Genomic DNA, 19,797 nt, shown 5'->3' with positions numbered 1-19,797 from the left:
CATGTCCCGGCGCTAACCGCCGACGCGGAGGCCATTGGCGGCAAAGCGCCGCCCCATGTCGCGGCTGGCGCCTTCGGGCAGGTCGAAAACGACACGCTTGTTCGGAAAATCGATTTCGACGCGGTCGAACAGCGACAGGCTGTCCATGCCCAGCAGCAGCGCCGGTCGCTCGACAAGACCCAGCGCGCGGAACGCCTGGCTGTCGGCAAAGCTCACCGGCAGATCATTGACGTCCATGCCGTTGATCACGATGCGCCGGATCGCGGTGCGCACCGCCGGGACCGCCTCGCCGGTCACCGCACCGAGCGTGGTCGGCAGGAAGGGCAGGCGGTTCGCGCGCTTCGCGGCGACGAGTTTCTGCAGCGCGAGATTGCCGACGCTGGTCTGGGCGCCGGTATCGACGATGACATCGATGCGCTTGCCGTCGAGCCGCGCGTCGGACAGGATCAGCCGCCCCGCCGAATTGCGCGCGGTGACGACGATCGCATCATCGTCGCGGATGATCGGGCGCGCGCGCTTGCGCGTTTCCAATATCTCCATCGTCTCCTTGCGGAAATCGATCAGCACCCGTCGCTCCTCGAGCATGTCGACGCCGATCAGCCCCGCGGCGCCGATGTGCCGGCCGAAAAAGGCGGGGGCATCGACCGGTGCGAGGTGCAGGTCGGACATCCGCAGCGCGGCGACGCGGAAGCTTGGCACCACCGCCGATCCGCCGATCGTCGCGAGCTTGAGCTTGCCGCCTTCGACCAGGGCCAGCCGTTCGGCAAGCTCGCGCGCGATCACCGTGCGCTCGGCGCCGGTATCGACGAGGAAGGAAAAAGGGCCTTCGCCGCCGACCATGACCTTCACCGACATGCGCCGTGTCGCGTCGAGGTCGAAAGGCTGGACGAAGGGAACGACCGTGACCGGCGGGGCGATCAGCTCGCCCGGCGGCACCGGCGTCGCGGCAGGCGCGGGTGCGGGATCGTTCGGCGCGGGCGTCGCGGCGGTCAGCGCGGGAGCGGCGAGCAGCAGCGTCAATGGGACGGACCACCTGGTTGCATGGGTCATCGCTGGCATCCTCATTATATCTTGCGCCAGTCTACGCCTGTGCGGCCGTTGCGGCAAGCGATGCGCCGCCGGACGTCCTATTGATGCGGGTCAACGTGCATCGCCTGTTCCGCCAATGCGTCAGCCAGTTCGCCGAGCAGCATGTCGTCGAGGTCGGACGCCGCGACATTCTCGCGCCCGATCAGCACCAGCACGGGGATGGCGAGCGGGCTGATCCGGTCGAGCTTTTGATGCAGCATCGTCCCCGCGGCGCGGTCGAGCAGGTCGCCGAGCCGCGTGACATCGGTCAGCCGCTCGCGCGCGTCGGCCCAGGCGGCTTCGAGGAGCAGGTGGTCGGGCTCATATTTGCGGAGGACGTCAAAGATCAGGTCGGTCGAAAAGGTCACCTGCTTGCCCGTCTTGCGTTTGCCCGGATGCTGGCGCTCGATCAGCCCGCCGATCACCGCGACCTCGCGGAACGCGCGTTTCAACAGGTGCGATCGCTCGACCCATTCGACGAATTCTTCTGACAATATCTCGGAGTCGAACAGATTTTGAGGGTGCGTGACGGGACGCAGCGACCAGATCGCGATCGCATAGTCGGAAGCGACGAAACCGAGCGGCTGCAGCCCGGCGCGTTCCATCCTCTTGGTGATCAGCATGCCGAGCGACTGGTGCGCGTTCCATCCCTCGAACGGATAGCAGACGAGATAGTGATGGCCTTCGTGCGGGAAGGTCTCGACGAGCAGCTCGCCCGGTCGCGGCAGCGCCGAGCGCAGCGCCTGCATCTCGAGCCAGAAGCGCACATCTTCGGGAAACCGCTGCCAGCTTGCGGGATCGGCGAGGAAGGTCCGCACCCGGTCGGCCAGCCGAGTCGATATCGCGAGCCGTGCGCCCATATAGCTCGGGATGCGTGCGGGACGCGTCGTCGCGCGCACGATCAGATCGGTGTCGCGGATCGCCTCGACCTCTAGGCTGAGGCCGGCGAAGGCGAAGGTGTCGCCGGGGGTCAGCGTGCTCGCGAAATATTCCTCGACCTTGCCGAGCCGCCGGCCGTTCCTGAAGCGCACGTCGGCCATCGGCGCTTCGACGATGATCCCGGCGTTGAGCCGGTGCTGGGCAGCCAACCGGGGGTGTGCGATGCGCCAGCGTCCCGGCCCGTCAGGGGCGAGGCGGCGGAAACGGTCGTAGCTTTTGAGTGCGTAGCCACCATCGCGCACGAAACCCAGAAGCCGCGCGAAGGTCGGGGCGTCGATCCAGCGGTAGGACGCCGCGGTGCGGATCTCGGCGAGCAGCTCGCCCTCGTCGAACGGCGCCGCGCAGGCGAGCGCCATCACATGTTGCGCGAGCACGTCGAGCGCGCCGGGCCGGAAGCGGTCGGCGTCGCGCTCGCCCGCGCCCACGGCGTCCAATGCGGCCTGCGCTTCCAGATATTCGAAGCGGTTTCCGGGCACGATCAGCGCCCGGCTCGGTTCGTCGAGCCGGTGGTTGGCGCGCCCGATACGCTGCAGCAGCCGTGAGCTTCCCTTGGGAGCCCCCATCTGGATCACGCAGTCGACGTCGCCCCAGTCGAGCCCCAGGTCGAGGCTCGCGGTCGCGACGAGCGCGCGCAGCCGCCCTTCGGCCATCGCCGCTTCGGCCCGTTGGCGCGCCTCGCGGTCGAGGCTGCCGTGATGGATCGCGATCGGCAGCGACAGGTCGTTGACCTTCCACAATTCCTGAAAGATCAACTCGGCAAGCCCGCGCGTGTTGCAGAAGATGATCGTCGTGCGGTTCTTGGCGATGACCTCCATCACCTGATGCACCGCCCACCGCCCCGAATGCCCCGCCCACGGCACCGCGCCTTCGGGGAGCAATATCTCGATGTCGGGCTCGGCGCCCGCCTCGCCCTCGACGAGCGTTACCGTGCCGGCATCGGCATCGGGCGCGAGCCAGCCGGCATATTGCACCGGATCGGCGATCGTCGCCGACAGGCCGACGCGGCGCAGCCCCGGCGCGATCGTCTGGAGCCGCGCCATCGCGAGGCTCAGCAAATCGCCGCGCTTGCCCGGCGCAAAGGCGTGGATCTCGTCGATCACCACCGTCTTCAAATGCGCGAACATGGTGAAGCTGTCGGGATAGGACAGCAGCAGCGACAGCGATTCGGGCGTCGTCAGCAGGATGTTCGGCGGCCGGCTGCGCTGGCGCGCCTTCCTGTCCGACGATGTATCGCCGCTGCGGCTTTCGACGCTGATGCCGAGTTCCATTTCGGCGATCGGGCCGAGGAGGTTGCGCTCGACGTCGGCGGCGAGGGCTTTCAGCGGCGACACATAGAGCGTGTGGAGCCGGTCCGACGGGTGCTGCGCGAGGTCGACGAGGCTCGGCAGAAACCCCGACAAGGTCTTGCCCGCCCCCGTCGCCGCGACCAGCAGGGCATGCTCGCCCCTTTCGCCCGCGCCGAGCATATCGGCCTGATGCCGCCGCAGCCGCCACCCGCGCGCGGCGAACCAATCGGCGAAGGGAGCGGGGAGCGGCATGACAGAGATGTGGCGCGGCGCGCGGACGGGAGCAAGAGCTTCAGACCCCTACCGCGCCGGACGGGATTTTCAGAAGATGCCGGCGGCAAGCCCTTCCGCGAGCGCGGCGCCGATGTCGCGCGCTTCGGCCAAGCGGTCCGGCGCGATGGTTTTCGGCGCGAGGATGGCTTCGGGGGTCTGCGCCGCCGTATTGACGATCACCGGCTCGGCGACGCGCTTGAGCCGCCAGCCGGTGGCGACGCGGTCGAGCTGGCGCTGGGCATTCTCGCCGTCGGACCCGGCGCAGATGATCGTCGCATAGGGGCGGCCCTCGAGCTTGCCGAGGCAGGGGTAATAGCAGCGGTCGAACATCTCCTTCATCGCGCCCGACAGCGCGGCGAGATTTTCGGGACCGATGAAGAGATAGCCGCCCGCCGCAAGCAGATCGCCCGGGGTGACGTCGCTCGCCGCGACCAGCCGTGCCGTCGCGGCGCCTTCGGCAGCGGCGCGGGCGAGCGCCTCGCTGCCGCCGGTGCGGCTGTGCCAGACGATCAGCAGGAACGGTGCATCGGTCATGCGGGGATGCTTGCCAAGCAGAAGGGTGCGGCGCAAGCTGCCCCGAAACATTGGGGGAGAGAGAAGATGCGCCGACTGACCGCCCTGCTGCTTGCTGGCTGCCTGCCCTTTACCGTAACCGCCCAGGACGCCGCGAGCGACGCTACGCGGACCGCGCAGGTCGAACTGGCGAAGCGCCTGCCGCTTGATGACCCGCGCGACGAGGCCAATGCGACGCGCGGCAAGATTGCCGAGATTCCCGGCGGACTGATCCAGGCGGCCGACGGCAAGGTCGTGTGGGATCGGCGGCCCTATGCCTTCCTCGACGTCAAGGAGGCTCCCGATACGGTCAATCCGTCGCTCTGGCGGCAGGCGCGGCTCAACAGGGTCCACGGGCTGTTTGAGGTGGTGCCGGGCAAAATCTGGCAAATCCGCGGCTATGATCTCTCGGTCATGACGATCATCCGCGGCAGGACCGGCTGGATCGTCGTCGATCCGCTCTTGTCCGAAGAAGCGGCGGCAGCCGGATGGAAGCTGTTCGCCGATACGGTCGAAGCCAAATCGGGCAAGCGGCCGATCAAGGCGGTGATTTTTTCGCATAGCCACAGCGACCATTTCGGCGGCGTCGGGGGGATCGTGACGCCCGAACGCGTCGAGGCGGAGAATATCCGTATCATCGCGCCGCACGGTTTTTCGGAGGAAGCGACGTCGGAGAATGTCCTCGCGGGCGGCGCGATGGGGCGGCGCGCGCTCTATATGTTCGGCGCGATCCTCGCACCCGGCCCGACGGGCCAGGTCGACACGGGGCTGGGCCCGAAGCTGTCGTCGGGGACGATCGGCTATATGGAACCGACCGAAAGCGTGGGCGAAAAGGGAGGCACGCTGACGATCGACGGGCTGGTCTTCGACTTCCTCGACGCGGGCGGCACCGAGGCACCGTCGGAGTTTGTTTTTTACATCCCTGCATACAAGGCGCTGCACACGACCGAGGTCGTCACCCACAATCTGCACAATATCCTGACCTTGCGTGGGGCGCAGGTGCGCGACGCGCTGCGCTGGTCGAAGGTGATCGACGCGATGTTGCTCAAATGGGGCGGCAAGGCCGAGGTCGCGATGGCGTCGCATCATTGGCCCACATGGGGCGCGGGCGAAGTGTCGTCGCTCCTCGCCAACCAGCGCGACGCCTATCGCTATGTCCACGACCGCACGCTCTTCCTCGCGAACCGCGGCGCGACCTTGCACGAACTCGCCGACCAGACCGCCGAGGCGCCGGTGCAGGCGGCCGATTTTTCGACGCGCGGCTATTATGGCACACTCAACCACGACATGAAGGCGACCTATCAGCGCTATTTCGGCTGGTGGGACGGCAATCCGGCGAACTTCAACCCGTTGCCGCCCGAGCAATCGGCGCCCAAATATGTCGCGCTCGCGGGCGGAGCCGACAAGCTGCTCGCAGCGGGGCGCGAGGCGCTGAAGGCGGGCGATTATCGCTGGGCGGCCGAGCTTTTGAACAAGCTGGTTTTTGCCGAGCCCGATAACAGGGACGCGCGCGCGGCGCTCGCCTCTGCCTATGACCAGCTCGGCTATCAGGCCGAATCGGGGGCGTGGCGGAATTACTATCTCGCCGGGGCGGCCAGCCTGCGCGGCAACGCGGTCGAGGCAGCGACCGGCAATGGCCAGAGCCGCAGCTTTGTGAGCGCCATCCCCACCGGCGTCTTCTTCGACGCGCTCGCGACGCGCTTCGACGCTGCGAAGGGGAGCGCGGTCAAGGGCATTTTCCAGTTCGTCCTGCCCGACAGCCAGGAGACGGTATCGGTCGTCGTCGGCGGCGGGGTCGAATTCCCGCGTTACGGCGTCACCGACCCGGCCCCGACCGCGACGATCACGATCGACCGCAATATCCTCGACGAGGCGATGATGGGGCGCGCGCAATTTCCCGCGCTGATCCAGTCGGGCGCGATTCGTATCGACGGCGACAGACAAGCTTTCCTGTCGTGGTTCGCGCTCCATCCGCCGGCCGATCCGCGCTTCAATGTGGTTGTGCCATAGTCATATAAGACGCTAACGGAGTAACATGACCGACACGCCCGCTGCGCATCCGACCGATCCCCTTGACGCCGAGGCGATCAACGCCGTCGAGGGATTGCACGCGGTCGATCCGGCCTATGCAAAGGTGCTGCGCATCGCGACCGCGCTCAACCTGATCCCCCTCGCAATCGGCGCGAGCGTCTTCGACGCGCTGCTGATCCGTCATATCGAGGGGCCCTACGGGTTGATCACCGCGCTGGCCTGGCTGATTGCGGCCGTCACGATCGTCAGTTTCCCGTCGAGGCGTGTGTCGCGCTGGGGTTACAAGATCGGCGAAGGGCAGCTGCGCGTCGCGCGCGGCTGGCTGTTCCGCACCGACACGATCGTGCCCTTCGTGCGCGTCCAGCATATCGACGTCGGACAGGGCCCGATCGAACGCTGGTTCGGCCTGTCACACCTGATCGTCCACACCTCGGGTACGCACAACAGCACGGTCACGCTGCCGGGATTGCCCAGCGACCTCGCCGCGGCAATGCGCGAGACGATCCGCCGCCATATCCAGACCGACTTCGCGTGAACGACGCCGCCGCCATCGCCGCGCCGGAGGGCGAGGCCCGCTGGCAGCGGCTGCACCCTGCGACGCTGGCGCTCGCGGTCGCGGCGCTCGGCCCGAAATCGCTCAACGTTCTGCCTGCGGTCGCCGCGCTCGGCTTTACGGGCAACTGGATATGGATCGTCCCGGCGGTCGGCGCTTTCCTCCTGATCTCGCTACTCGCCGCGTGGTTCCAATGGCTGCGCTTTCGCTTCCTCGTCGGCGACGACGAAGTGGTGATCGAAAGCGGCGTCCTTGCGCGCCAGCACCGCACCATTCCCTTCGACCGGATCCAGGACGTCAGCATCGAACAGGGGCTGGTCTCGCGCGCGCTGGGCATCGCCAAGGTCGGTTTCGAAACCGGCGCGGGAGGCAAGGAGAATGACGCGAGCCTCAATGCGATCGCGCTCGATGCCGCACAGGTGCTGCGCACGACGATCCGCGCGCATCGCAGCGGCGAGATGATGGCGGAGGCGGCGGCCGGCGCGCCCGCCGCCGCGCCTGCGCAGGAGGACCGGTTGCTCTTCGCCATGGGGCCGAGCCGGCTGCTGACCGCGGGACTGTTCAACTTCTCGCTCGCCGCGCTGGCCGTGGTCGGCGCCGCGATGCAGTTTTTCGACGGTTTGTTTCCGTTCGATTTCAACATCTTCAACCCGATGGACTGGATCGACATTGCGGAGGATTATGGCCTCGACCAATGGCTGCTCGCGCATCGCTGGGTCGCCGCGGCCGGCGGCGTCCTGTCGCTGCTCCTCATCGGTTTCGCGAGCGGGATCGCGACCATGTTTTTCGCCAACTGGGATTTCCGTCTGACGCGCGAGCCGCGCGCGCTGCGCCGCACCCGCGGCCTCACGACGCGAACCGACGTGGCGGTGCCGGTCAAGCGCGTGCAGGCGGCGATTCTCATCACCGGCTGGTTCCGCCGCCGCTTCGGCTGGCACGAATTGCGGCTGCAGAGCCTCGCGAGCGACGGCGAGAAAGAACGCGACCATCAGGTCGTCCCTTTCGGCAAGCTGGACGAGATCGACCCGGTGCTGGACGAGATACTGATCGCGCGGCCGGGCATGGACGCGACATGGCAGCATAGCCACCGAGTCGTCGCCCTCGGCGGGCTGGTCGGCGCGGTGTGCGCCGCAGCGGGCGGCCTTGTCGCGGTGTCGTTCGGACAGCCGCTTGGCTGGCTCGGTCCGGTCGCGGGGTTCCTGATCGGAACCGGGTCGCTGCTGGGCGCGCGCTTCCACCGCTGGACCGAACTCGGCGAGCAAGTCGTGATCCGCCGCGGCATGTGGAAGCCCAAGACGACGCTGCTGCCGCACGCATCGGTGCAGAGCGTCGATCTCAAGAGCGACTTCATCCTCCGCCCGCTTGGCCTTGCGACGCTCGTTTTCGGCGTGCCGGGCGGCAGCTCGCTTGCCACGCACGAAATCCCGGCGATCCCGGCGGCGACCGCGCGCGAATTGCGGCACCGTATCCTCGCAGCGAAGGCACGCCGATGAGCGACGCAGCCCTCGGCATCACGCGTTCGATCATCGGCCAACCATGGCATTGGCGGCGCGCAAGCGCCGACATGGCCGCCGAAAACCTCGCCCCCGACGACCTCGTTACGCAATTGCTGCTCGCGCGCGGGGTAACGCGCGACGACCTCGACCGCCAGCGCGCGCCGACCCTGCGCGGCTTCATGCCCGACCCGTCGCTGTTCCGCGACATGGACGCCGCCGCCGCGCGGCTCGCCGATGCGGTCGAGCGGCAGGAAGCGGTGACGATCTTCGGCGATTACGATGTCGACGGCGCAACCTCGGCGGCGCTGCTCGTGCGGCTGCTGCGCGGGCTCGGCCTGCCCGTCGGCGCCTATATCCCCGACCGTCTGATGGAAGGCTACGGCCCTTCGGGCGCGGCTCTCGTCAAGATCGGCGAGGCGGGGTCGAAGCTCGTTGTCACGGTCGACTGCGGCGCGCAGGCATTCGACGCGATCGCCGAGGCCAAGGCGGCGGGGGTCGAGGTGATCGTCGTCGATCATCACCAATGCGCGACGACGCTGCCCGCGGCGCTCGCGCTCGTAAATCCCAACCGGCTCGACGAGGACGCCGATGCGGCGATCCATGGCAATCTCGCCGCGGTGGGGGTCGCCTTCCTGCTCGGCGCCGCGCTGCTCCGCACCTTGCGGATGCGCGGCTTTTTCGCGAACCGCGACGAGCCCGCGCTGATCGAGCTGCTCGACCTCGTCGCGCTCGGCACCGTCGCCGACGTCGCGCGGCTGACCGGCTTCAACCGCGCGCTGGTGACGCAAGGTCTGAAGGTGATGGCGCGGCGCGGCAATGTCGGCCTCGCCGCGCTGATGGACGCCGCGCGGCTGACCAAGCCGCCGAGCGCGAGCGACATGGGTTTCGCATTGGGTCCGCGGATCAACGCCGGCGGGCGCGTCGGAAAGTCCGACCTCGGCGTGCGGCTGCTCACCACGTCGGACCCGCAGGAAGCCGCCGAAATCGCGCTCGAACTCAACCGGCTGAACGAGGAGCGGCGCGCGATCGAGGCCGCGGTTCTCGAACAGGCGATCGAGGCGAGCGCGGCGTGCGGCAATGCGCCGGTCGCGATCGTCGCCGGACAGGGTTGGCACCCTGGCGTGATTGGTATCGTCGCCGGACGTCTCAAGGAACGGCTGCATCGCCCGGCCATCGTTATCGCGGTGGACGAGGATGGCACCGGCAAGGGATCGGGGCGCTCGATCAGCGGGGTCGATCTCGGCGCCGCGATCCTCGCCGCGAAGGAAAGCGGCCTGCTCGTCGCGGGCGGGGGCCATGCGATGGCGGCGGGCCTCACGGTCGCCGCCGGCAAGGTCGATGCGCTCGGTGCCTTCCTCAACGACCGCCTCGCCGCCGATGTCGAGCGGGCGAGCGGCGACAAGTCGCTGCTGATCGACGCGGTGCTCGCGCCGCGCGGCATCAATCCGCTGTGGTGCGACGCGATCGAAAGCGCGGGGCCCTATGGCGCGGGCTGGCCCGCGCCGCGCGTCGCGACGGGGCCGGTGCGAATCGTCGAATCGGGCATCGTCGGTACCGACCATGTCCGCCTCATCGTCGCGGGCGACGATGGCGCGCGCTTCAAGGCGGTCGCATTCCGCAGCGCCGAAACCGAACTGGGGCAGGCGCTGCTCCACGCGCGCGGGCGCAAATTGTGGCTCGCGGGCCGCGCAAAACGCGATGATTGGGGCAGCCGCCCCGTCGCGGAACTCCATCTCGAGGATGCAGCGTGGGCCGACTAGCGACCGGGTCGCAGGGTGCGGCGCAATATTTTTGCGCGGGGCGGGCGCCCCACGCTTGACCGCGCTCTAGCGCCCGTCTAAGGCGCCCGCTCACCGATCAGACGGCCCCTTCGTCTAGCGGTCTAGGACGTCGCCCTTTCACGGCGAAAACACGGGTTCGAGTCCCGTAGGGGTCACCATCGGTTCAGCGGGCGGTCGGCCCGCACTTTCCCGGAACATCCGACCCTCAAGGCCCCTTCGTCTAGCGGTCAGGACGCGGCCCTCTCACGGCTGAAACACGGGTTCGATTCCCGTAGGGGTCACCAAAATCCTCTCTCAGAGGTGCACCGGCCGGCTATCACATATCCCAGGGGACCGAAACTTCGTCTCTCAAGAGATGGATGAAACAGGTCGGCTGCATTCCGCGGACGATTCGCGCGGCGGAGAAATCATTCTCTGCACGCGCCGTCCCCCCGCCGTTGTTTGTCGGCGGGTTAGGTGCATCGGGTTGTGCAATGCTCTTGGCTCTCTTCCTGTTCTAGAGTGAGAGAACCGCTAACGAAATAGCCCTATCTCGCCGAGCCATGTCGGCCCACCACTCGGCGCCTAGCCTGCCTTGAATATTCCGCAAGCAATGCGGTCGCCGCTATTGCCCGAAGGGTCGGTCTTTTGATCGTCCGCGGACGAATGAACAACCATCGCCGATCCGTCGTCGTCCATCAAACCCGCGAAGGTGGCACCCTTTAGTTCATATTCGAGGGTCCCGCGGCCATTGTCATCGACAACGAGATTGGGCATGTCGCCGGCATGTTGTCCGGCGGGCGCGTCGAGCCCGTGCTGGGCGTCGGCGGGATTCCAATGGCCGCCGGCGCTCTCGAATTTGGGCGCATCACATTTGCCTGTCATGTGAACATGCGCGCCATGCTGGCCGGGCGGAAGCCCTTGGACCTGCAAAGTCAACATGACGCGGCCATTGATGGTGGCCGCTGTGGCCTTGCCTGCCGCCGCGCCGTCCGCTGTCTTGAGATCCGCTGCGGCCCTCTCTGCTGCCGGCGTCTCCCCTGCATTGGTTACCGCTTCGGCGGCTGGCGCATTCTCATCGGCTGGCGGCGTCGATGCGTCCGGCGCATTGCAGCCAGCCAAGAGGAAAGGAATGGCGGTCGCGGTCCAACATAGCTTCTTCATCTTGAGTTCCCTTGTCGGTGATCATGCAAAGCCAACCATTGAATGCCGCCAATGTTCCCTAAGTGGGTGACGGGGGCGACCTGGCCCGCTCTCGCCGCAGGGACTGGCCGGTTCGCGACAGTCCGATATAGAAGCAAATCATGAGAAGCGGTCATTTGGCGGTCCGCCCGTCCGATGGATTGCAACCGCAATCGACCTCGGGATTGCGGAAAGGACAATGGTCCAGGCCTTCGTCGACACCGTAGCTCGCTTCGCGATGGATGGGATCGGTTCGAGTTCGTCGCCCTGCCACGCCGCCCCGCACGGTGGAACTTCGTGAGTCGCCGTTCATTAATTCCGCATATGCGACGCGGGTTACAGGGCGTTAAGATTAAGGGATTATGATTTGTCGCATGAGAAGGTCGGACTCCCCCGCACCGATCGCGCACATCTTTCGCCTGCGCATTTTCCCGGATCCCGCGACGCTGCCGCTTCCGGTGTACCGCGACTTCGTCGACATGCTCTTCAGCATGCGATTGCCGATATTCGGACTGGGGGCAGTATTTGTCGGCATATGCATCCTCGCCGGTCACGAGTTCGGCAGCGTCTTTCTGTTCGGCCTCGCCGGCCTTGGTGCCGTCACGACCCTGGCGCGCCTTTTGACGATCCGCGCCTATCGCCGGGCCGAGCCTGTCCTCGCATTCAGCGAGCTGCGAAAATGGGAACGGCGCTACGCGGTCGGAAATCTTACCTCGGCGGTGCTTCTCGCACTTCTCAATGTCGCCGCGATATCGGCCCATAACCCCCTGCTCCATCTCATCACCGTCAGTCTTGTCTTCGGATTCGGCGCGGGGATCGTCGCGCGGACGTCGATCAGGCCCGGGATCTGTGTTGCCGCGCTCCTCACGGCGACCGTGCCTACGGTGCTGGCGCTTGCGATGCACGCCGCCGAGATCCACGCGATGTCGCTCCATCGGGAAATGTATGTGATCGAGGCATTCATCGTCGCCGCGATCACAGGGCTTAGCCTCCAGACCGTCGCCCACCTCTATCGCTCCGCAGTCGAACATCACACGGCCCGCCACGATATGGCCAAGCTCGCCCGAACCGACGCGCTCACCGGGCTCTCGAACCGGTTGCTGCTGCGCGAACTATTCCAGGACCGCGCCGCGAACGCAGTGCGCGCCAAAAGCCTCGTGGCCCTTCACTATCTCGACCTCGACGGGTTCAAGGCGATCAATGATCGATATGGTCATCCCGCCGGCGATGCGCTGCTTGAACAGGTGGCGCGGCGTCTCGAAGACATGGTTCGGGCCGACGACGTCGTAGCGCGCCTCGGAGGCGACGAGTTCATCGTGTTGCAGGCCGGCATAGCCGAAGAGACGGAAGCCGAATTGCTGGCACGCCGGATAATCCGCGACATCAGCAAGCCCTATGTCGTCGACGGCATTTCGATGTCGATATCGGTCAGCGTCGGCATTGCCACGGCGCCCAAGCTCGGCCTCGAGCTCGAACGCCTGCTCGCCTGCGCCGATGCCGCGCTCTACCGGGCCAAAGCAGGCGGCAAGGCCCGCGCTCTATTCTGTCTGGACGCGGACGCGGTGGCTGCCGACATGGCGGCCTGAGGCCGGGGTTTCAGCGCGAGAAACGCGTTTGATGCGATCGGCAGTGGCCGTAAGCAGCCAGGGGTGCTTTTGTTCAAAAGCAGGAAAAAGCCGATGCTTTAGAGCAGCCGCTGCACGAGGCGCGGGCGGGTCCTTCCTTCGGTCATGCCGAGCGGATGGGCGGGTCGGCAGCGACCCGGTCGGTCACCGACTTCGACCAGCCCGGAAGATTCTGTGACCATTTTCGTAGCCAGGCCGGTACGCGTTCGGCGCTGATCGCGCGGCTGAAGAGATAGCCTTGCGCGATATCGCAACCGAGACTGCGCAGCTGGACCAGCTGATTATCATTTTCTACGCCCTCGGCAACGGTGACGATGTTCATGCGATGCGCGATGTCGATCACGCCATGCACGATTGCGAAGTCCGCGCTGTCGGCGCTGTCGAGACGCGAGATGAACGATCGGTCGATCTTGAGCACGTCGACCGGAAACTGCTGCAGGTGCGTCAGGGAAGCATAGCCCGTCCCGAAGTCGTCGAGCGCAATCGAGACGCCCTCGGCCACCAGTGCCCGCAGGGCGCGCTCAACATTGAGCGCCAGATGATCGACGAACACGCTTTCGGTAACTTCCAGCTCGAGCAGCGTGGGCGGAATGCCAGCCCGCTGAAACTTTCGGAGGATACGATCCGCGAAGTCGTCGCGCCGGAAATCCGCAAGCGAGCCGTTGATCGCGATGCGGCCAAAGGCAACGCCCTTCTCGCTAAACTGCACAACATCGGCGAGCACGCGGTCGATCATCCGGTCCGTCAGGTCGCTCGCGAGCAGGCTGTCGTCGAATGCGGCCTGGATGCTGTCGGGCGGCTGAAGACCGCGCCGATGATGATGCCAGCGCAGCAAGGCTTCGAAACCGATAACGTCGCCGCTACGAAGGTCGATCTTTGCCTGATAGAAGGGGATGATACGATCGTCGCGCAGCGCCTCGCGCGCCTCGCGCAGCATCGACTTACGGCTCTCCGCGGACTCGCGCATTTCGGAACGAAATTCGCGAACGACCCCCGCACCCTCTGCCTTCGCCGCGTAAAGCGCGAGGTCTGCGCTCTTCAGTATTCCTTCGGCGTTATCGCCGTCGGCAGGCCACACGGCGGCGCCCGCGCTAATGCTGACGGGCAAGACGCTCTCGTCGATGGTGAGCGTATCGGCCACGCCCTTTAGGATTGCATCGACAGCCGAAGCGAGCGCGGAACCAGGAGCCAGCCCCGGCACGATTACCGCGAATTCATCGCCGCCAAGCCGGGCCACCGTCGCTTCGGCAGGAAGGTTTCCCTGCAGGCGTCGCGCTATGGTTCTGAGAAGCTCATCGCCTGCCGCATGCCCCATGCTGTCGTTGAGGAGTTTGAAGCCATCGACGTCGATCACGATGACGCAGACGCACGACGCGTTGGCGGACGCGGCCGTCAGCGCCTGTTCCAGCACTTCGGCGAAGAGCTTGCGGTTGGGCAGACCGGTCAGCGGGTCGTGGTTCGCGGCCCAGCGCAGTTCCCCTTCCGCCCGGCGCGCGGCAGTGACGTCGAGAAGGGCGCCGATCGAGCGCACCGCCTGACCTTCATCGTCGCGCACGACATATCCTCGCGAGTAGAGGTTGATGAAATTGCCCTGCGCGGCACGGAACCGATATTCATGATTCCAGCTGTCGTGGAGCTTCCGCAGAATCCCGTCGAATGTCTTTTCCACCATCGGCAGGTCGTCGGGATGAATCCGCTCCTTCCACCAGGCGACTGCCGTGCCGGTTGATACTTCCGGATAGCCCAGCACCTCTACCGCGCCATTGCCCCATTCGATCCGGTCGGTACGATGCGACCAGTCCCAGATCACGTCGTTCGTGGCATGGGAGGCCAGGCGGTAACGCTCCTCGCTCTCGCGCAGAGCCAGCTCCGCGGTCACCTGATCGTGAATATCTTCGAGCGTTCCGTACCAACTGACGATCCGATCGTCGGAGTCGCGACGCGGATTGGCTCGGGCCCGGCACCATCTGTAGCTGCCGTCCGAATTGCGAACTCTGTACCGCACGTCGGCAAAAGCATTATCGACCGACGTCAGCGCCTCTTCCCAGTGCGCGAGAACGCCGGGCAGGTCGTCGGGATGGAGCGAATTGGTCCAACCCGCGCCGAGCGCATCCTCGGCCGGCGTGCCGGTAAGCTCGGTCCAGCGAGGTCCCACTTCGACGATCTGGCCTTCGGGATCGCTGATCCATGGAATCTGGGGATTGAGCTCGACGGAAAACCGATAATGTTCTTCGCTGCGCCGAAGGGCTTCGATCAGCACGGACATTTCCGAACGCGCCCGAAGCGACTCGAATACAGCCGACCGCGTCGTCGCGATCGTCCGTAGAATGACGCCGGCCCCCAGCAGGAACGTCAGGCCCATGCCCGTGAAGTACCAATTACCCGAAAGGAGGAGGCCGATCGTCACCGGTGTCGCTCCGAACAGGAGGACGAGCCGGGCGGCGGCGGGAAGGGCCTGGAGACAGTAACAACAACTGATCGAGCCTACGAATATGAACAGCGCAATCGCGGTCGTGTGGAACGGATCGGCCGTCAGGAAAAGATAGAGGCCCCAGCCGCCGAACAGGAGACTGAAAGCGCCGGCGCGAAAAACCGTACCGCGCAGATATCGGCGAATGTGATCGTCGGTGGTGACGGCACCCCTTCGCGCATACCACGCGGCCGCGCGAACCGCGATGATCCCCGTCAAAGCCAGCGGCGCCACGAAGCTGACTGCCCAGGATCCCCCGTCGGCGGTTACGAGCGCGAGGAACAGGACGTTGAGGAACATGAGTGCGTACATGAGGGGGACCTGCCGCGCCAAGCTCGCATATTGCTCGCGGAGGACAGCTTCCGATTGAACGTATAAATTACCGCTCGCGCCGAGGGCCATTTTTACTGCAATCCCGTAAATAGTGGTCAGAGAGGATATCGCTCCCCCATTTAACGAAGCGTTTAGCCGCTCGTTGCGCCAGCTTGGAAATTGCTTGCTGCCTTCTCCGGAGGCTCGTGAACATGAAAGGAGAAGACAAGCTCTTCAATCTTCGGGCTAGTCCGGCGGCGTTTGAGAGCAGAGTGGTCGATACGGCTGGGGAAAGCATAGCCCTCGATCGATCCGCCCCGATGTGGCCGGGTTTGCGCGAAGGCCCGGCACAATCGGCTTGGCCCGCTACTGGTAGGTAATAGACTCGCCCATCGCAAAAATAGGAATTATACAAATCAAGTCTATTGTTACTGATATGTAATTTTATTAGAGAATTGATATTATATTAACATTAAAAAATGGAAATTTACCGAAAAATTTATTGTTTTTAGATTTTCTAAAACGTTCATATTATTAATGTCGCTACCCTTGTTTTGGAGCATATATTCCCCACATCATCAGAAGACACGCCAAGGAAGCACCAGGCCCCGTGGTTCCCGATTCATCGCGGATGCGTCGACGCGCTGTCATCTGAAAGTTGGAACAAATGCACGAAGTCATCGACCGCGTGGCGTTCGACGAAGCCTGCTCGCCGGTTCTCGCGCCGGAAGCCGCCGCGCTCCCGGGAACGCGTCTGGCGCTTGTCGGCGGTTTTCTGCCGCGGCGATGCGGGATCGCAACCTTTACCACCGACATCCATGCGTCGCTGGGGCTCGCCGCTCCCGACCTTGCTGTCGATGTCTATGCTATGGCTCCCGCCATCGACGCGATCGCCTTCGATCCCTCCGCCTGCTCGACGATCACCGAAGGCGACGCGGCGAGCTTTGTCGATGCCGCGCGGCGGATCGAAGCGAGCGGCACCGACGTGATTTGGCTGCAGCACGAGTTCGGCCTGTTCGGCGGACTAGCTGGAGACAAGATATTCGAACTCGTCGATCGCGTCAGCGCGCCGCTGATCGTCACGCTTCACACCGTACTTGCCGATCCCGACGCCGATCAGATGCGCGTTATGCAAAAGCTGATCGGAAGCGCCAGCAAACTGGTCGTCATGTCCGACTGCTCACGGATCCTGTTGAAAACACTTTATGCCGTCGATGACGAGCAGATCGCCATGATCCCGCACGGCGTGCCCGACCGTCCCTTCGGACGAACCGAGAGCTTCAAGGCGGCCGCCGGCCTGGCGGGCCGCGATGTCCTGATGACGTTCGGCCTGCTGTCGCCGGGCAAGGGCATCGAGGCCGCGATCGCCGCGCTGCCCGCGGTTATCGCCGATTGCCCCGACATCCTCTATTGCATCGTTGGAGCGACCCACCCCAACCTGCTCGCACGCGAGGGCGAAGCCTATCGCGAACGCTTGCAGGCACAGGCGAAGGCATTGGGCGTCGAAAACCACATCAGGTGGATCGATGCCTTTCTGGAAACCGACGCATTGCTGGACCTGATCGAGGCGGCCGACGTCTACGTCACCCCCTATACCGGGGCGGGACAGTCGACGTCGGGGACGCTGGCCTATGCGATGGCCTTGGGAAAGGCGGTCGTTTCGACACCCTATGCGCACGCCGCCGAGCTGCTCGACGATGGCCACGGCATCCTCGTGCCCTTCGGTGACAGCACGGCAATCGCGAGTGCGATCGTCGCGCTGTTCAGCGACCGCGAACGGCTCGGTGAGATGCAACGGCGCGCATACGAGCACGGGCGGCTCATGATCTGGCCTGCGCTCGCCGCAGAGCTCGCCGGCCTCGTCAGCGCCACCAAGGTGACGCCCCGTGTCTCGGAACACCCCGCGCACGTCGGGATCGGTGGCCTGCTCCGCATTTGTGACGACACCGGCATCCTCCAGCACAGCGTCCACGACATCCCGGACCGCGCGCATGGCTATTGCGTCGACGACAATGCGCGGGCGCTGATGCTGACAAACCGGCTGGGTCCGGAGGCAGAACCGCACCGCAGCCGGCTGGGAAGCATTTTCGCGGCCTTTGTCGAGGCTTCGTGGAACGCGGACAAGGGGCAGTTCCGAAACTTCATGGGTTATCGCCGGAACTGGCTGGAAGACACCGGGTCCGAGGACAGTTGCGGGCGAACGCTTTGGGCGCTTGGCGCGACCGCGCTCGAAGGCCGCACCGCAAGCACGCGTTCGTGGGCGCGGCGGCTCTTTGCCCGCGCCGCGACTTCGATCTCCGATTTCCGTTCGCCGCGCGCGATCGCCTTTGCCATGCTGGGCGCCGACCATCTTCTCGCCGCCGAAGAAAACGCGCCCGCGCGCGCCATATTGGAGCAGGGCAGCAAGCGACTGCTCGCGCTCTACGACCGCGTGTCGGCCCCCGACTGGGACTGGTTCGAGCCCGTGCTGGCCTATGACAATGCGCGCATTCCCGAAGCCCTTATCCGCGCCGGCATGAGGTTGCGGCGCGCCGACGCGACGCAATGCGGCCTCGCCACGCTCCGCTGGCTCAACAACAGCCAGACCGCGCCCGCCGGCCACTTTCGTCCGGTGGGATCCGACAGCTTTGGCCGTCATCGCGAATTGCCGCGTCCGTTCGACCAGCAACCGGTCGAGGTGTGGGCGGCGATCGATGCTGCTTCGGCGGCCTATGACCTTACCGGCGACGCGATCTGGCTTGCCCACGCCCAGCGCGCCTTTCGCTGGTTTGCCGGCGCAAACGACCGCGGGCTTGCGGTTGCCGATCCGCTTACCGGCACCTGCCGCGACGGGATCAATCGGCGCGGCGTGAACCTCAACGAGGGCGCGGAATCGGTGTTGGCCTATCAGCATGCGTGCCTCGCCCTTCGCGCGTTGACGGCCAAAATCCATTAAACGTCCCTCTGCTCTCGAACTCGTTCAGCACGAACTGCGACTCCACGCCGACCCGACGCGGGTCGTGGTGCGGCCATTCCATCTGGCCTGGCAGGCGTCGGGTCCGGATCTCGTCCGGGTCCAGCGTCTCGCCTGCGATATCGCCGGTCTTGATATGCGCACGGTGCGCAACGAACTCGCGTCGGTCCTGCGCGATTTTGCCGACAGGCACTGGCAAATCGAAAAAGTGTTCGAAGAAAGATACGTCGAGATCGAACCGAAGCTGGGGCTCGACGGAAAGGTGCTGAAGCGCGAGATGCGTCTCCTGATCGGGGCCTATTTTTGCCACGAATACAGCTATGCCGCTGCCGCAGTGATGAACCCCAGCGTGGTGCGGCATCCGGACCAGACGGGATTGCAGGAAGGCAGCGTCCGTATCATCCTCTCGCTGCGCGCGGTCGGCGAAGGCCATATTTCGACAATCGCCTTTCGCGAAGGGATTGTATCACCGGGCGGCGAATTGACGCTGGCGCCCCAACCCACCTTTGCGACCACGGCCATGCTGGGCGTGCATCAGGCGGGCAATCAGGTGGACCGCATTTCGGTCCGCTGCGACCCCGATAGCAGTATTTCCGGAACCGTTATCTTCCCGATTACCGAAGCCCAGCGCAACGGACTCGAGGACCTGCGCCTCGTCGAGTTTAAGCGCGATAGCGGCAAGAGCGAATGGATCGGCACCTACACCGCCTACAGCGGCCGCGATATTCGCTCGGAGCTGCTTCGGACGCGGGACTTTCGGGATTTCACGCTGACCCCGATCAAGGGGGACGCCGCCCGCAACAAAGGCATGGCGCTGTTCCCTCGCAAGGTGGACGGAAAATTCTGCATGATCGGGCGGCAGGACGGCAAGAATCTCTATCTGCTGCGATCGGACTCGATCGACCACTGGGAAAGCGGCGAGCTGCTGCTGGAACCCCGTTTTCCCTGGGAGTTCGTCCAGATCGGCAATTGCGGCGCGCCGATCGAACTAGACGAAGGCTGGCTTGTACTCACGCACGGCGTCGGAGCGATGCGAAAATATGCGATCGGCGCGATACTCCTAGACAAGCAGGACCCGTCGAGGGTTCTCGGGCGAACGCCGAACCCGCTTCTGTCCGCTGCGGACGAGGACCGCGAAGGCTATGTCCCGAACGTCGTTTATACTTGCGGCGCCATCCGCGTCGGCGAGGACCTCTTTCTGCCTTATGGGGTCGCCGACAGTTCGGTGTGCTTTGCCTTCATACCCATCGCAGGAATCCTGGCGGCGATGGAAATGCAAGCCGCCGCGCCGCCGTGA

Annotated in this window: 12 protein-coding genes and 2 tRNA genes; 9 read left to right on the top strand and 5 right to left on the bottom strand. The window is 65.3% G+C overall.

The features are described 5' to 3' along the window. Positions 1 to 12: 12 nt before the first annotated feature. From VSX79_RS16645 to VSX79_RS16635, 3 genes are all read right to left on the bottom strand, one after another. A complete protein-coding gene (locus tag VSX79_RS16645) occupies positions 13 to 1,050 on the bottom strand; it encodes an aspartyl protease family protein (protein WP_179497499.1) in 1,038 nt (345 codons plus the stop codon). 77 nt (positions 1,051 to 1,127) lie between these two features. Then, on the bottom strand, positions 1,128 to 3,545 hold the full coding sequence (locus VSX79_RS16640; RefSeq protein WP_326913901.1) for a ligase-associated DNA damage response DEXH box helicase: 2,418 nt from the start codon (positions 3,543 to 3,545) through the stop codon (positions 1,128 to 1,130). 69 nt (positions 3,546 to 3,614) lie between these two features. Beyond that, a complete protein-coding gene (locus tag VSX79_RS16635; protein ID WP_179497495.1) occupies positions 3,615 to 4,100 on the bottom strand; it encodes a flavodoxin family protein in 486 nt (161 codons plus the stop codon). Between the two features lie 66 nt (positions 4,101 to 4,166). Here VSX79_RS16635 and VSX79_RS16630 point away from each other — a divergent pair, with 66 nt between their 5' ends. The 6 genes from VSX79_RS16630 (at position 4,167) to VSX79_RS16605 (ending at position 10,263) form a co-directional block, all read left to right on the top strand. Continuing rightward, the gene (locus VSX79_RS16630) at positions 4,167 to 6,128 is read left to right on the top strand and encodes an alkyl/aryl-sulfatase (protein WP_326913900.1); all 1,962 of its coding nucleotides are present in this window, start codon (positions 4,167 to 4,169) and stop codon (positions 6,126 to 6,128) included. Positions 6,129 to 6,153: 25 nt separating this feature from the next. Further along, positions 6,154 to 6,684, top strand: a complete 531-nt coding sequence (locus VSX79_RS16625) for a PH domain-containing protein (RefSeq protein WP_257018242.1) — start codon at positions 6,154 to 6,156, stop codon at positions 6,682 to 6,684. Further along, the gene (locus VSX79_RS16620; RefSeq protein WP_326913899.1) at positions 6,681 to 8,195 is read left to right on the top strand and encodes a PH domain-containing protein; all 1,515 of its coding nucleotides are present in this window, start codon (positions 6,681 to 6,683) and stop codon (positions 8,193 to 8,195) included. Before VSX79_RS16625 ends, VSX79_RS16620 begins: the two co-directional genes overlap by 4 nt. Continuing rightward, on the top strand, positions 8,192 to 9,958 hold the full coding sequence (gene recJ, locus VSX79_RS16615) for a single-stranded-DNA-specific exonuclease RecJ (RefSeq protein ID WP_326913898.1): 1,767 nt from the start codon (positions 8,192 to 8,194) through the stop codon (positions 9,956 to 9,958). Before VSX79_RS16620 ends, recJ begins: the two co-directional genes overlap by 4 nt. Positions 9,959 to 10,061: 103 nt before the next feature. After that, positions 10,062 to 10,137, top strand: a tRNA-Glu gene (locus tag VSX79_RS16610). A gap of 51 nt (positions 10,138 to 10,188) precedes the next feature. Further along, a tRNA-Glu gene (locus VSX79_RS16605) sits at positions 10,189 to 10,263 on the top strand. A 280-nt stretch (positions 10,264 to 10,543) separates the two neighbouring features. On the opposite strand, the gene VSX79_RS16600 is transcribed toward VSX79_RS16605, so the two are convergent. Then, the gene (locus VSX79_RS16600) at positions 10,544 to 10,900 is read right to left on the bottom strand and encodes a superoxide dismutase family protein (protein WP_326915264.1); all 357 of its coding nucleotides are present in this window, start codon (positions 10,898 to 10,900) and stop codon (positions 10,544 to 10,546) included. Positions 10,901 to 11,598: 698 nt separating this feature from the next. Here VSX79_RS16600 and VSX79_RS16595 point away from each other — a divergent pair. Then, complete coding sequence (locus VSX79_RS16595; protein WP_326913897.1) at positions 11,599 to 12,726, top strand: GGDEF domain-containing protein; 1,128 nt, start codon at positions 11,599 to 11,601, stop codon at positions 12,724 to 12,726. 142 nt (positions 12,727 to 12,868) lie between these two features. Here VSX79_RS16595 and VSX79_RS16590 read toward each other — a convergent pair whose 3' ends face one another. Further along, positions 12,869 to 15,637 (bottom strand): putative bifunctional diguanylate cyclase/phosphodiesterase, encoded by a 2,769-nt coding sequence (locus tag VSX79_RS16590; RefSeq protein ID WP_326913896.1) that lies wholly within the window; start codon positions 15,635 to 15,637, stop codon positions 12,869 to 12,871. Between the two features lie 577 nt (positions 15,638 to 16,214). Between VSX79_RS16590 and VSX79_RS16585 the strand changes: the two genes are divergently transcribed. Together VSX79_RS16585 and VSX79_RS16580 are read left to right on the top strand one after the other, a co-directional pair. After that, entirely contained in the window at positions 16,215 to 18,482 is a 2,268-nt protein-coding gene (locus VSX79_RS16585; RefSeq protein WP_326913895.1) for a glycosyltransferase family 4 protein, read from the top strand. Positions 18,483 to 18,546: 64 nt separating this feature from the next. Further along, positions 18,547 to 19,797, top strand: coding sequence for a glycoside hydrolase family 130 protein (locus VSX79_RS16580; RefSeq protein WP_326913894.1), 1,251 nt, complete (start codon positions 18,547 to 18,549; stop codon positions 19,795 to 19,797).

The organism is Sphingopyxis chilensis, assembly GCF_035930445.1.
In the GTDB taxonomy this organism is placed as follows: domain Bacteria; phylum Pseudomonadota; class Alphaproteobacteria; order Sphingomonadales; family Sphingomonadaceae; genus Sphingopyxis; species Sphingopyxis chilensis.
Note: the sequence above shows the minus strand (reverse complement) of the source record. Positions and strands in the feature narration are given on the sequence as shown.